The following is a 13,711-nucleotide window of genomic DNA, read 5'->3' on the forward strand; positions in this document are numbered from 1 at the left end:
TGTCCCGTCAGGCATCACGGCGTGCCAGCAAGCGCAGGCCCGCGCCGAGCACGAGGAGTGTGTAGAGGCAGAGCACCGCGAAGCCCACCCAGGGGGAGAGGACGTCGGCCACGGGCTTGGAAACGGCCAGGGAGTTCCCGGCGATGATGGTCGGGAAGAACTTCGCCACGGTGGTCCCCGAGGCCCCGCCGATGATCGCCGGCAGCACGAACGTGACCGACACGAGCACGGCTATCGCGCTCGCGGTGTGCCGCGTGATGGCGCCGATCCCGATGCCCATCAAGGCGATGAGCCCCAGATACGCCCCCGAAAGGAGCACCGCCCGCAGCACCCCCGGATCGCTGAGCGCGGGCTCGGGCAGCCCCTCGCCCAGCGCGGCCCGCCCTGCGAAGAAGGTCACGAACGTGACGGCCTCGCCCACCGCGAGGGAGATCCCGCCGTAGACCGCCGCCTTCGCGGCAAGGACCAGACGCCGGTTCGGTATGGCCGCCAGGGTCGAGCGGATCGTCCCCGACGAATACTCACCGGTGACGACAAGAACGCCCAGCACGCCGATCAAGAGCTGCCCGACCGCTACACCGGCCAGCACGTTGTTCGTAGGGTCGAAGGCGGCCGCCTTGTCGGCACTCGGCGCCTTCGTATTGGCCATCGTCACGACGCCGATGGCCACCATGGAGACGACCACGAGAAGCAGCGCCCAGAACGTGGACCGGAGACTGTGGAGCTTGATCCACTCCATGCGGGCGGCGTTGCGGAACCCGTATCCCTCAGGGGCCGAGCGGGTGCCATGCTTCAGGGCATGCGACGGCTTTACAGGGCTGCTCATGACGAAACTCCTCGATAGTCGGCGCTGTCCCCGGTGAGGGCGAAGAAGGCCTCCTCCAGCGAGCGGCCCTGCGCGGTCAGCTCCCGCACCGAGGTGTCGGCGAGCAGCCGGCCCTGGCCTATCACCACCAAGTGATCGGCGGTGAGCGCCATTTCACTGATGAGGTGACTTGAGAGCAGTACCGTCCGCCCCTCGCCGGCCAGGGACTTCATCAAGTCCCTGATCCAGCGCACCCCTTCTGGATCGAGGCCGTTGACAGGCTCGTCGAAGAGGAGCACATCCGGATCCCCGAGCAACGCCCCCGCGATACCAAGCCGTTGTGCCATCCCCAGCGAGAACGTCCCCGCCCGGCGGCCCGCGACGGTGGTGAGCCCCACCTGGTCGAGCACCTCGCCGACCCGGGACCGTGCGATGCCGCCGGCGGCCGCGAGCGCAGCCAGGTGAGACGCCGCGCTTCGCCCGGGATGGAACGTCCGAGCCTCAAGCAGCGCCCCGACCTCACGCATCGGCCAGCGCAACTCGCCGTACGCACGCCCACTGATCCGGGCCTGCCCGGCGTCGGGCCGGTCCAGGCCCATGATCATGCGCATCGTCGTCGACTTGCCCGACCCATTGGGGCCGAGGAACCCGGTGACGGCGCCGGGCCGCACGTCGAAACTCAATGCGTCGACGGCGACGGTGGGGCCGTACCGCTTGGTGAGACCTTGAGCCTCGATCATCACATCTCCTGCCGCAGACACGCAGACCCGGTGGGGCCGGACAACTTCACGTTAGGTCTGCGACAGGACCCGCCGGAACGTGGCTTTCCTCCGTCTGTACTGGGGGTTTTCCCCCAGGGGCGGGGCGGTGGCCTTGCGTGCGCTGACCAGGCAGAACGTGGCGGCGTATCTGCGGCGTGGCGCTGAATATCCCTTTTCTTCCCGTGAGTTCCCGGGATTTCCCGCGCGGATGTGCACGGGATGTGCCCCCGGCAGTGCGGGAGATGGCTCCCTGGGTTCCGGGACTGGAACACCGCGAGGGTGCTCGTGCTGGAGGTGAACCGTGAACGAGTTCACGGGAATTCACCGTGCTGAAGATGGTGCGGGTCCGCGGCCCGGTCGGCCGTCCGCGCACCCGACCCGCTGCGGTCGCCGGGGGCAAGGCGTACTCGTCCCGCGGCAACCGCGCGTACCTGCGAACACGCCAGATCAAGGTGGTCATCCCGGAGGAGAAGGACCAGGCCGCCCATCGAAAGAGGAAGGGCAGCAGGGGCGGCCGACCCGTCGGCCATGGCACCGACATCTACAAGAAGAGGAACACTGTCGAGTGCCTGATCAACAAACCCAAAGCCGGGCGGGGCATCGCCACCTGCTACGACAAGAGGCCCGAAAGCTACCTCGCCGGACTGCATCTGCGCGCCTCCACGGTCTGGATCAACGGCCTCACACGAACCACCCCTTGATCACAACCGGCGAGTTCCTGGGCGTTCGTGTGATGCCGGACCTGCTGGCCCGGCATGATGAATGAGACCGTGCTTCACGGCTACTGGCGTCGGTCTGGGGAGTTCGAGAGTTCCGCCGCGGCCTAGAAGGCGTGACGTTGTGAGGACTCACGGGGGCATTGTGGACGCCAGTTGGTCGGGGTTGTGGATCGCCGTGGTGGGTGTGGCGGGGACGCTGGGCGCCGCGGTGCTGACACAGAGCCGCGCGGATCGTGCCAGGCGTATGGAAAGTCAGAGCGAGAGCCTTGAGCGGCGGCGCACCTGCTACATCACATTGAATACCGCCGCGCGCCAGTATCTGACGGAGATGGGGAACTACCTCCACGCGCTGCAACACGACGAGGGCGTTGCCGCGGCCCTGGAGAGTCTGGAGGCGGCCAGGATGACCTATCGGGACAGCTACGCGGAAGCCCAGATGATCGTCCCGAATGCCGTGCTGGCCGCCTCCCGCGCGGCAAAGAAGCGCCTAAACCACGCATACGGCGACCTCGCGAGGTACGGCGCGGAACCTTCCAGGTACGCGGGGGAACTGGCCAACCTGGAGAGGCATCTCCACCGGGAGGTCTGGCCCTCCGTGGGGGCACTGAGGAAGTCCATGCGCGCCGACCTCGGCGTTGACGACTGACCGGGCCGCCGCTTCCACCCCTTACTACCCCGACAAGCACAAGGGCCACAAGCAAGTCACGGACCTTGTGAAAGCGGTCGTTGTCCCTAACCACGCATCAATGTGAGGTTGGAAAAACCTCACTACATCTCGTTCAAGCCAACTACGTACCGCATATTCATCGTTACGCCCTAGTGCGGATGGGGCGTCTCATGAGCCCCGACGGGGACCTCGTACTACTGGCTCCCAGGCTGTGCCAAAATCTCCACCCCTTCCGCGCGGCTGCGTGGTCGCGTCCACCGCCCGGCAGGTGCTGGGAGGCCAGGCGAATGGCCAGTGTCTTCCGGTTCCGGCGGACCGTCGCGTGCAAGACTTGCGCAGGGGGGAGCGGCACCGGAGACGTGGGGCCTCACGTCTGTCCTCCGGGCCTGTCGCGCGCAGCATGCTCGGTAGGATCACGGAAACTGCCGCACTGGCTCGGCTGATCCGTGCCACGGCATCCGGGTGTGGCGGTGCGCTGTTCATTGTCGGAGAGCCGGGGCTGGGGCGGACCACCTTGCTCCGCGAGATCGCCACCCTTGACGACACCGTCCAGTCGGCGTACGTCGTATGTACCGCCGCCGAGTCAGGGCTGCGTTACGCGGGTCTGCACCAGGTGGTCCAGGCGTACCGCTGTGATTTGCAGCGACTGCCCGCACCCCAACGCGAGCTGCTGGGCTACCTGTTGGCCACCGGTCAGAACCGTCCAGGAGACACCGGGCTTGCGGTCGGTGCGGCGGCGCTCGGCCTGCTCGGTGCCGCGGCCGCGCGGCGTCCGCTCCTGCTCGCGATCGACGACGTGCACCTGCTGGACACTCCGTCCAGGGAGGCTTTTCTCTTCGTGGCCCGGCGGATCGCGGGAGAGCCGATCGCCATGGTCCTCACGGCCGAACACTGCCGCTCCGTCCGGTCAGCCCTCCGCCCGGCAGTCACCGGTGTACCCGAGCTGAGGCTGGGGCCGCTGGACCCTGCCGATGCGCGGGCCCTGCTCCAGCAGTCCGTTCCCCATCCGCTGCGACGGTTCGTGGCCGAGCGGCTGCTCGCCGTCGCGGAGGGCAATCCGCTTGCCCTCACCGAACTGCCGACGCTCCTCACGCCGGCCCAGTGTTCGGGGAACCTGCCGCTCGACGACCCGCTCGCCCCCGGTGAGCGGCTGCGAGACACTCATCTCCCCAGGCTTGCCCGGCTCCCCGATACCGCCCGTGCCGCCCTTCTGGTGCCCGCCGCGGCGGGGGACGGTCCGAGTGACGACTTGCAGCGCGCGCTGGTGCTGCTCGGGCACGCGCCTGACGCGCTGCTGCCCGCGGAAGAGGAAGGCGTGATCGAGATACGCAGGGGACGGCTGGTCTTCGCCGACCGGCGGCTGCGCCTTGTCGCCTACCACGACGCCTGTATGTCGCGGCGGCACTCCGTCCACCGGATGCTCGCGCAGGTCCTCGAAGGCCCCGTCGCCGCCTGGCACTTGACTGCCGCGCACATAGGCCCGGACCAGGCCGTGATCCACGCCGTCGAGGCGGTGGCGAGCGTGGCCGAAGAGACCGACCCGGACACATGCGCCGAGCTGTACGAGCGTGCAGCGGGCTTCGCCGACCGACACGACGAAGCGGCTCGGCTTCTCGGCCTGGCGGCGGGCTGTCGCCAGCGGGCCGGGGCCGCAGAACACGTACCGGTGCTGTTGGGCAGGGCGTTGGCGCTCACCCACGAGCCGGCGCTGCGCCGCGAACTGAGCGTCATCCAGGCGCGCCAGCGCGGTGCCACCGGCCACCCCTTTTCCGCGCACCGAACCTTCCGTGATGCGGCCCGGCAGCTGACCGGGGAGCCCGGCCAGGCGGCCCAACTGCTGTTGGAGGCAGTCGATTCCGCGGTGTGCGCGGCCGACAGCCGTGCCGCGCTCGGCAGTGCCTGGCAGGCGTACCGGCTGACCCGGCTGTGCGGCGGGGACCTGGCGGAGGCGGCAGCCGTCCAGCTCGCGCAGGTCATGGCCTTGCGCGGCGAACGCGCGCAGGCCCGCGAACTCCTGCTGGCCCAGTCGGCAGGCGAGGCCGCGGGGGCGCTGGTGGGGCGGGCGGAAGTGCTGGGGTGGCTCGAGGAGTACGAGGCCGGCTGCATGCTCCTTGACCGGGTGTTGGGGGAGCAGCCTGGCGTCGAGGCGGGAGCGGGCGTGGCACGGCGGGCGGCCGCGCTCGGCTGCCGGGCCTGGATCCGGCTGTGGACGGGGGACTGGTCCGGAGCGCGCACCGACGCGACAGCGGCCGTCGTATGTGCCGAACACCGGCAGGAGACCGCTTCGTTGGCTCAGGGCCTTGTGGCGCTCGGGCGGCTGGAGGCCGCGCAGGGCCGGGTGGTGGAGTGCGGAGCGGTACTGGCTCGTGCCTCTGGGGTGGCGCGGGCACACGGCCTTGAACTGGTCCCGGGCCAGATCGCCGTGGCCAAGGGCCTGTTGGCGCTGGGAGCGGGCAAATACCAAGAGGCGGTGACCGGTTATGAGCGGGCCGGTGTCCTGGCCCAAAGGGCGGGGATCGAGGACCCGTCGGTGGCCCCGTGGGCGGCGAACCTGATCGAGGCCTACGTGCGTAGCGGGAGGATCGCGGAGGCGGAGCGCGAACACGGCTGCTTCGATGCCGAGATGCGGCGCGCGGGGCCGTCCTGGGCGCTCGCGGTGAGTGCGCGCTGTCGTGCCCTGCTCCTTGAGAGCGACGGGCGGGGCACGCCCGGTGCGGTCGAGGCGGCCTTTCACGAGGCCCTGGAGTGGCATGCGCGGGGGGCGGTCGTCTTCGAACGTGCGCGGACCCTGCTCTGCCATGGACAGTGGCTGCGCCGTACGGGACGTACGCCGGAGGCGCGCGTTGCCCTGGCGGAGGCGCTGTCGGTCTTCTCCGCGCTCGGTGCCGTCCCGTGGGAGGAGGCGGTCCGCAGCGAGTTGCGGGCGGCGGGTGCGCGGGCTGCCCGGACGAGCTGCGGGCAGCTGACCGAGCAGGAGGGGCGTATCGCCGCGTTGGTGGCGGGCGGGGCCACCAACAAGGAGACGGCGGCGGCGCTTTTCCTCAGTCCGAAGACTGTGGAGTTTCATCTCGGGAATGTTTACCGGAAGTTGGGGGTGCGGTCGCGGAGTGAGTTGGCGCGGGCTTATGACACGGTTGGCGGGGCGTGACGTTACGATTTCTTGTTGGGTACGTTGGTCTCGAAGAGTATCTTGTTGTTCTTTCCCCAGGTGGCCTTCATATTCATCGAAATGGGTCGCAGAGTCGCTTTGGTGAGCCGTTGGAAATCCTTCTTGTAGATGGCTTCGACGCAGTACGTCAGTTCCTCTCCTTCTAACGCCTTGCCTTTCACCTCGCGTTCGTATGTGGTCATCCCGGGATGGTTGGCGCGACGATACAGGGCGACGAAGTTCTTCCGTTCCTCATTGGAGCCGCCGAGATTGGCGCCGATCAAATGAGACCGATTGAGGTCCTTCTTGCTCTCCCAGCCGATGGGGTTGAAGCTTGGCTTGGTTTCCCCGCCTAGCGTATCCACCGAGATCTTCGCCCTTGCCCACGTTGGGCGCTTCATATCCAGTTCGCCGTATTTGACCTCTGCTTCACGCTTGGCCTTTCTCGCCTTCTTGGTGGTCTTCTTCTTGCCCTTCGGATTCAGGCTTCCTTCCACGCTCCACACGCCGCCGTCCCCCACCGGCTCGAGGGAAGTGAGTCGGTACCTGATCCGGATGGCAAGTAGGGCGGCCTTGAGAACCGTCCCATCGAGGATGGTTCCCTTCAGCTTGTTGACCGTCCTGGCTCCGAGCTCGACGCCAGCCGTTACATCGCGCTCCTTCTCCTCCGACGTACGCCGGTCTTTCTTGCCCATCAGTTTGCCGAGGGCTTTCTTCCCGCCGGCCATGAGCTTCTTGCCGTACGCCGCGGCCATGGCGATCATCTTGGAGATGAAGCCGCGGACCGGGGCCCCGACCTTCTCCAGGATGCGCTTGATCCTGGCCGGGATCGCGCCGAGCCCCAGGACGCGGGCGAACAGGTCGATGGCGAGCGGGAGGACGCCGGCGAGGGAGCTCTCGATCTTGTCGGCGACCTTCTGGGAGACGCCGTTGCAGATCTCCTCTAGCGTGTCGAGGATGCCGTTGACGAATTCGGCGAGCGCACGGGCCTTGTCCACCAGGAAGGTGACAAACTCGTAGATGGCCGTGACGGCCTTGATCAGGGCGCCGGCCGGAGTGATCAGGGACAGCAACCATTTCATCCCCGCTTTGACGACGGTCTCGGCGACGAAGTCCTTGAGCATGTCGAAGGCCCGCTGTTTCAGGTCCCCAATCTTTTCCCTGATCTCCTCCCACAGGCCCGCGGTGCCCTTCTCCATGACGACCCCGATGATCCTGATCGCGCCGATCACGGCGTTTAGCACCGGCTTGGGCATGTGCTTGAGCAGCTCGGCGCGGATGAAGGCCCGGCTGATCCCGAAGAGTGACAGCGCCAACTTGACTACGCCCCGCAGATCCCACTGCTCCGGCAGCTCGACCCCGGTGGAGGCCAGATTGCCGAACAGCCAGTCCTTGACGGCCTTCGAGAGATGCTTGGAGATATTCAGCAAGAACTGTGTCAGCCCTGCCTTGACCGAGGCGGCCAGATTGGCGAGGAAGACGATCGGGCTCCTGACGATCCGTTCGGCCGCACCGGCCGCTCGTTTCACCACACTGACCAACAGGTCCTTCAGACCGATCAGGATCTTGATCGCGCCGGCCACCGCGTCACGGGCCCGCTCCCACAGGCTCCTGTTGGCCTGCTTCACTGCCGCAAGGGCCGCCTTCGTAGCCTCCTGCGCCTGCGCGTAGGACTCGGCGAGCTGGTCGACGATCGCGTCCGCCTTCTCGTCGATGGACGCTTCCAACTCGTCGTACCGTGCGGCGAATCCGGCGGCCGCCTCCTCCCCGAAGGCGCGCATCGTGGGCTTCAGGCCCGCGACGTAGGCGTCCATCCGGAACCGGCCGAACGCGGCCCGCTGCCGCGCGTAGTTGACGCGCTTCTCGACGACGTCGGCGACCTCGTTGACCGCGCCCCAGATCTCGGCCGTGTAGACGGCCTGGTGTGCCTCGTAGTCGGGGTCGCCGGAGAAGAAGTCCAACCAGCTCGTTTCGCAGGCGGCGAGGAAGCGCTTCCGGGCCTGCCCGGCCCGCTCGTCGAAGAGCGTGCGGACGGTGACGTCCAGGTCCGCTAGCGCGGCCTTGACGTCGTCCTTGGTCTCCTCGTAGATCTTGGTCAGATCTGCCGTGACCTTGGCGCGATCGGCCTCGGTACGTGCCTGGGCCGCTCGCTTGCCGCTCATCACGGACTTGCCTGTGCTGGCCCGTACGCCGGCCATGGCGGTCATCGCGACCTTGCCCGCGCCGGCCGCCCGCTGCTCGGCCGCGGCCCGCTGCTCCGCCTCCTCGGCCCGGAAAGAGTCCGGCGCCGCGGCGGAATCCTGCTCCGCGGCCTTCTTGGACTGGAGGGCGGTCGAGAAGGTGGGTTCGTTGGCGCGCCGGAGAGTTTCGTCGGTGAGCTCTGCTTTGTCCATTGCGGCCGTCGTGCCGCACGCGTGGGCGGAAAGGTCCACCGCGGCGGCAGGCGCCGGGGCCGGTACGGTGTCCGCCGCATGGGGCGGGGCCGGTACGGGGGGTGGCCGGTCGGGCGTCAGGGGTATGGCGGGACGCTCGGGTACGCGGGCCGGGTCCGGCTGGGCCGTTGCGGTCTCCCGCACCTCACTCGACGTGGCATCTGCGGCGGCGTGCAACTCACCTGAGAGCTTGGGGGTGAGTTCGTCGCGTCGGTCCGGGTCCGCGAGCGCCTTGGCGTCTTCCGCAGTCGTCGGTTGCTGCTCCTTGATGCGCTGTTCGAACCTCGCGATGAAGCCGGACCGGTCGAAGGGCTTAGGTTGCGTCGAGGCGATGGCCTCCGCCTGGTCAAGACCGGCGTACGCGGTGCGCTCCCCCTGCGGTGCCACCGCCGCACGCTGGGCGGTCGCGGCCTCGGAGGCGGGCGCGGGGTGCCGGGTCAGCACCCGCTTGCCCGCGGTGACTTGGGCGGCGATCCGGCGCAGCCCGGGCACGGGGGTCTTCTTGCCGACGGTGGCCCGCCCAGGAGTCTCGCCCCGGGTGCGGTCGGACGCCGCCTCGCCTTGGACGGCGAGCGCCACGGCGGCGGCGTTGCCGACGGCGGGCCGTGCTGGGCCTGGGCGCCTGACGGGTGCGCTGCCGTTGGCTCCTCGTGCCTTCGCCGCAGCAGACATGGGGCCGCGCACGCTCGCCCGAGCCGTGGTGGTGGCCCTGCGCACGCTCGCCGGAGCGCTGGCGGACCTCCTTGCTCCCGCCACCGCGGCAGCTTTTCCGCTCTCGGTAGCGGCCCCGGGTGCAGCCGTCGTCCGGGCTGCCGCCGGGGCGGGGCGTTTCCGCAGCGCTTTGAGCTTGCCGGGCGAGGGTCGCGTGCTCGCCTGGGTCACGGCGGGCGGAGGCGTAGGAGCGGTCCGCGCGGGGGCGCTCATGGCAGCACGCAGGGGGTCGCTGACGCCGCAGGCGTGCCGGAGTCTCGTACGGGTAACGGACCGAGCGCCAGGTCGAGTTCACCGGACCGGGGCAGTCGCGACTCCTGGCGGAACTGGCGGGTGAGCGCCTCGGCGAGATGGTCTCGGTCGATGACCAGGCTGCCCCTCTCCGCCGCCAGCAGTGCGGCGCCACGGGCGGTGGCCATGATGGCCGCACCGGTGAGATCGAGCCGCGCCAGCCCTGCCAGGCTTAACTGTGGGTCCAGCGGGGCGTGTTGGGGAAACGCCATACGCCACAGCCGGGTTCGCTCCCGCTCGCCCGGCCGGGTGAAGTGCACCACGAACTGGAAGCGGCGCGTGAAGGCCTCGTCCAGATTGCCTTGCAGGTTGGTGGTGAGAACGACCAACGCCGGGCTGTGCTCCAGGCGTTGCAGCAGATAGCCGACCTCGAGATTGGCGTAGCGGTCGGTGCCGCGGCTCACCGTGCCCCGCTTGCCGAACACGGCGTCGGCCTCGTCGAAGAGCAACAGTGCGTTCGCTGCTTCCGCGTGGCTGAAGGCCTCGTCGAGGTTCTTCTCGGTCTCGCCGACCCATTTGGAGACGGTCTGTGCGAGATCGACCCTGACCAGATCCACTCCGAGGATGGCGGCGACCACCTCGGCGGCGAGGCTCTTGCCGGTGCCGGGCTCGCCGGTGAACAGGGCCTTCAGGCCGGGGCCGCCGTGCTGCCCACCGAAGCCCCACTCCTGGGAGACTTTGGGCCAGGCCCGGAACGCGGCGGCGAGCTCGCTGATCTGCCGCGCCTGCTCCGCGGGGAGCACGAGATCCGGAGCGCCACGGGCGGGTGTGCGGACATCGGCGATACGGCCCGGCAGGGCGGCCAGGACGCGGGCGACGGCTGCGTCCAGCGACATGCCGCCGGACGCGGCGAGCCGTACGGCTGCGCGCAGTTGGGCGGGCGACAGCCGGAAGCGGGCGGCCAGGTCGTCGAGGACATGAGGAGCCGGGCCCGCCTCGGTTGCGGCGCTGGCGGTGGCTGTGCTCCAGAGGTCGCGGCGTTCCTGGTAGCCGGGCTCGGCAGCGGACTCCTCCGCGTAGCGGCCCGAGGAGAGCAGACCGAGGGGGCGCCACGGCGTCTGCCCGGTCAGGACGACCGGGGTGCCCGACCGGGTCAGGATGTCGCAGACCGATGCCGCGGCCCATCGCGCGTCGGGGTCGTGGAATCGGTCGGAGGGCAGCCACAGCCCCGTGCCGAGGGCGGCCGCCGCCGCCAGGGCGCGCCCTGTGGCGGCCCGCACTTCGTTGGGGGTCCGGCACATCTCCAGGTCCGGCGCGTGCCGAAGCGCCAGCCCAGCCCGCTCGGCCACGGCGTACGCCGCGTCGGCCTGGCTGCCGTCCGGCAGCCCCCACAGAGCGGCGATTCCCGCGGGGTGCGCCCTCAGATGGGCAGCCAGCCGCTCGATGCGCTGGCGCGTCGGCCCGTCGAGCAGTCCGGGGAGAGGCGCGAGCATCCCGCCCGGGTCGTGCACTAGGAGTCCGGGATCGCCGAGGCCGTGCAGCAGGAACGCGGGCAGTTCGGGGCGGACGTGCAGCGAGCGCAGCAGATCGGCTCCGGAGGGCTCCGGCCCGCCGTACGATTCCGGGTCGCCGTCCTGGATCAGCAGTCCGAAGCGGCGCAGCCGCCCGTACGGTCCCAGCGCGGGCAGCCGGTTGCACCGCTCGGTGGGCGAGGGCGCCAGGACAGTGAGGATCAACTCGGCTGTGGGGCGCCGCTGGTCGAGATCGTCAAGGAGGTAGCCGAACAGCAGGGAGTGCTCGGGTGCGAGCGCCGGTGCGAGGCACAGCAGCAGCGCATCGCACTCGAAGGAGTCGAGGTCGGCCGCACGGGCCAGAGCGTCCAGTGGCAGTGAGATCCCCTCTGCGGCGGCCCGGCGGCGGAGTTCGTGCTCCGCCCGCGTCTGTGCGGCAGGCGGCTCGACGGGCTGGGACAACGGGTGCACGACGGCGGGGTCGGTGACGTCGAGGAGCAGACCGGCCTGCTCGTCGGTGACGCAGTACGGGGACAGCTCGGCCCCGGCGAGCAGCGCGGAACGCTTCGCGCGCCGGGCCGCGGCTGCCCGCAGCGCACGGTGGACGGCGCCATAGCGAAGGGCCAAATGGGCTGCCGCGGCGGCTGATCGGGTCTGCATGTCACCCTCCTGTGAAGACGACGGTGCGGCCGCCGAACCACGGCACGTCCGGCACGTCGGCGAGCAGCCGGTGCCGGTAGAGATCGGCATGGCGGGCGCCCAGCGGCAGACGTACCTCTACGGTGCTGTCGTGGAATGCCACGCGAGCCCCCAGGTCGGCGAAGCGCTCGAGGGCGTACACGGGGTCGGCGGCTTCGTGTTCCGACCAGAGTGTCCAGGCGAGATCCGCCAGTGCGACCGCGGCGGCCAGCGTCGTCGTGCGTTCGACCGCGGGGGCCTGCCCGGCGCGGACGGCCGGGCGCAGCTCGATCAGCGCCTCGTCGAACCGGGCGGCGCGGGATGCCTCGTACGTGAGCCGCCGGGCGGCCCCGACCAGCGCGTCGTCGTCCGGCCTTGAGCGGGAGTGAATCGGTGCGCCGATGTTGGTCCAGCACCGGCGCGGGCCCGGCACTCGTCTCAATCGCTCGCCCCGGGCGGGCGGCAGGTCGGTCACGAAGCCCATGCCGAGCTCGTCCAGAGCGAGCGTAAGACCGGCGGCCGTGGGGACGTCGGCCCGGGCGGGCAGCAGGACGACGGGTGTTCCGGCCAGTTCCCATGGCCGCAGCAGTTCCGCAGGCTGCTGCGCCTCCCACACCGGGTATAGACCGTCGACGTCCAGCAGGAGCAGCCGGTCCGGGGCCACCACGCGCAGCAGCAAAGGGCTGGTGGCCGTGTGCCCTTGGGCTGCCTGGAGTCCGAGCCTGGTGTCGAGCAGGGCCAGGAGCGGGCCGATGCGCCGTTCGAGATCCGGTGCGGTGGCGCCAGTGCCGGGTTCTGTCGGCGCTGTGCCCGCGAAGACGGCGACCGCGTGCGCGTCCTGCGATGAGCGCAGCCAGCCGTGCGCGGGCGGCGGCAGCACCTTGTGCGCGAGGCAGCCGGCGAAGGCCGCTCCGTCGGCGGCCTGCGCGCCACCACCGGTGAGGACGGCGGCCAGCGCCTCCAGATAGCAGCGGTCATGGAGCGGTGGCAGCAGCAGGAAGGGGAGCACACGGTCGGTGTCGGTGACCGTGCCGGACGCGGGGCCGGTGTGGTGTTGCTGTGCGCGGCCCGGGGACGGCGCCGAACCTGCCTGGTGTTCCTGTGACCGGCCGACGATCGGCGCAGGGTGGTCGGACTGTGCAGTGCGCGGGTCGATCTCGAGGCCGGTGGCCGCGCGCGTGATGTCCGTCCGCTCGTGCGGCATGCGGTGCAGGGCGGCCAGGAGGGCGACGGCGAGGTCGCCCGGGTCGGGATGCCCGGAACCGTCGGTCGCCCTGGGGGAGGCTCCGGACGTACCAGGGACCGGAGTTTCCGGGTCCCTCTGCGGGCCGGACTCGGGCGCGGTGCGGCTCGCCGCCGCGTCGAGGGCGCTCAGCAGGAGCAGCAGCGCGTCGTGTGGAAGCCCGGCCAGTACGGTGTCGAACGCCCCGCACGCGCAAGCCTCGTTGAGGAGGCCGACCAGCACGCGGTCACGGTCGAAGACTGACGGCGCGGGCGGCACGAGGGGTCCAGACCTGGGTGGTGCGCCGGCATCGGCGTCGGTAGGCGTACCTCGTTCGGCACCGGGTTCTGATCCGGCGGCATGGGCGGGCGACATGACACCCAGGACCGCTGGGCTCGCGTGCCCGCGGCGCAGGAGCTCCGCCGCGTCGGGACGGGATCCTGACGTACCGCTCTGGTCCGCCGCGAGCGCGGCCGCCACATGGAACTCGTCGAGCGTGGCGGAGGACCGTATGTGCACGGGGACGGTCACCTCGATGTCCTGCGGCACGAGGCCTGGACGCGGGAACGGGAGCTGCCCGGTGCCGGACAGGGGGAGGGGCAGGCCTCGGTGCAGTGCCCCGGCGAGATACGTCTCCAGCAGGCGGGAAAGCATCGCGACGGCACCGCGGGCCAGTTCGGACGCTTCCGGCCCCCAGCTCCACCCGTCGGTCCTGACCACGCGCACGCGGCAGTCGAGTACGGTGCAGCCGCCGAGTGCGGTGAGGAGTCCGCCGTCGTCGATTGTCGGCCCAGTGGGAAATGTCGTCATGCGGTCGCGCCTCCGT

The 13,711-nt window shown here is 70.1% G+C and carries 6 protein-coding genes and 2 pseudogenes; 3 read left to right on the forward strand and 5 right to left on the reverse strand.

The window, feature by feature from the left end; translation table 11 throughout:
* Nucleotides 1–7: 7 nt before the first annotated feature.
* Together OG453_RS42195 and OG453_RS42200 are read right to left on the reverse strand one after the other, a co-directional pair.
* Entirely contained in the window at nt 8–826 is an 819-nt protein-coding gene (locus OG453_RS42195; protein ID WP_266874092.1) for an ABC transporter permease, read from the reverse strand.
* Nucleotides 827–912: 86 nt separating this feature from the next.
* Nucleotides 913–1,545 (reverse strand): annotated as a pseudogene (locus OG453_RS42200) (ATP-binding cassette domain-containing protein); the annotation flags it as partial.
* A 347-nt stretch (nt 1,546–1,892) separates the two neighbouring features.
* On the opposite strand from OG453_RS42200, the pseudogene OG453_RS42205 reads away from it, so the two are divergent.
* From OG453_RS42205 to OG453_RS42215, 3 genes and pseudogenes are all read left to right on the forward strand, one after another.
* Nucleotides 1,893–2,267: pseudogene (locus OG453_RS42205) on the forward strand (IS5/IS1182 family transposase); the annotation flags it as partial.
* A 262-nt stretch (nt 2,268–2,529) separates the two neighbouring features.
* Entirely contained in the window at nt 2,530–2,931 is a 402-nt protein-coding gene (locus OG453_RS42210) for a hypothetical protein (RefSeq protein ID WP_266874093.1), read from the forward strand.
* 421 nt (nt 2,932–3,352) lie between these two features.
* Nucleotides 3,353–6,100, forward strand: a complete 2,748-nt coding sequence (locus OG453_RS42215) for a helix-turn-helix transcriptional regulator (RefSeq protein WP_266874094.1) — start codon at nt 3,353–3,355, stop codon at nt 6,098–6,100.
* 2 nt (nt 6,101–6,102) lie between these two features.
* Here OG453_RS42215 and OG453_RS42220 read toward each other — a convergent pair whose 3' ends face one another.
* The 3 genes from OG453_RS42220 to OG453_RS42230 form a co-directional block, all read right to left on the reverse strand.
* Nucleotides 6,103–8,493 carry a DNA/RNA non-specific endonuclease gene (locus OG453_RS42220; protein WP_266874095.1) on the reverse strand — a complete coding sequence of 797 codons (2,391 nt, stop codon included), beginning with the start codon at nt 8,491–8,493 and terminating at the stop codon, nt 6,103–6,105.
* A gap of 959 nt (nt 8,494–9,452) precedes the next feature.
* A complete protein-coding gene (locus OG453_RS42225) occupies nt 9,453–11,645 on the reverse strand; it encodes an ATP-binding protein (protein WP_266874096.1) in 2,193 nt (730 codons plus the stop codon).
* 1 nt (nt 11,646) lies between these two features.
* Nucleotides 11,647–13,695, reverse strand: a complete 2,049-nt coding sequence (locus tag OG453_RS42230; protein WP_266874097.1) for a hypothetical protein — start codon at nt 13,693–13,695, stop codon at nt 11,647–11,649.
* Between the last annotated feature and the right edge of the window lie 16 nt (nt 13,696–13,711).

Origin of the sequence: Streptomyces sp. NBC_01381, from assembly GCF_026340305.1 — a bacterium.
Classification (GTDB): domain Bacteria; phylum Actinomycetota; class Actinomycetes; order Streptomycetales; family Streptomycetaceae; genus Streptomyces.

Bases quoted from the DNA above. Each gene is read 5' to 3' on its own strand.
- OG453_RS42195 (WP_266874092.1), bottom strand. From the start codon at position 826: ATGAGCAGCCCTGTAAAGCCGTCGCATGCCCTGAAGCATGGCACCCGC.
- OG453_RS42210 (WP_266874093.1), top strand. From the start codon at position 2,530: ATGGAAAGTCAGAGCGAGAGCCTTGAGCGGCGGCGCACCTGCTACATC.
- OG453_RS42215 (WP_266874094.1), top strand. From the start codon at position 3,353: ATGCTCGGTAGGATCACGGAAACTGCCGCACTGGCTCGGCTGATCCGT.
- OG453_RS42220 (WP_266874095.1), bottom strand. From the start codon at position 8,493: ATGGACAAAGCAGAGCTCACCGACGAAACTCTCCGGCGCGCCAACGAA.
- OG453_RS42225 (WP_266874096.1), bottom strand. From the start codon at position 11,645: ATGCAGACCCGATCAGCCGCCGCGGCAGCCCATTTGGCCCTTCGCTAT.
- OG453_RS42230 (WP_266874097.1), bottom strand. From the start codon at position 13,695: ATGACGACATTTCCCACTGGGCCGACAATCGACGACGGCGGACTCCTC.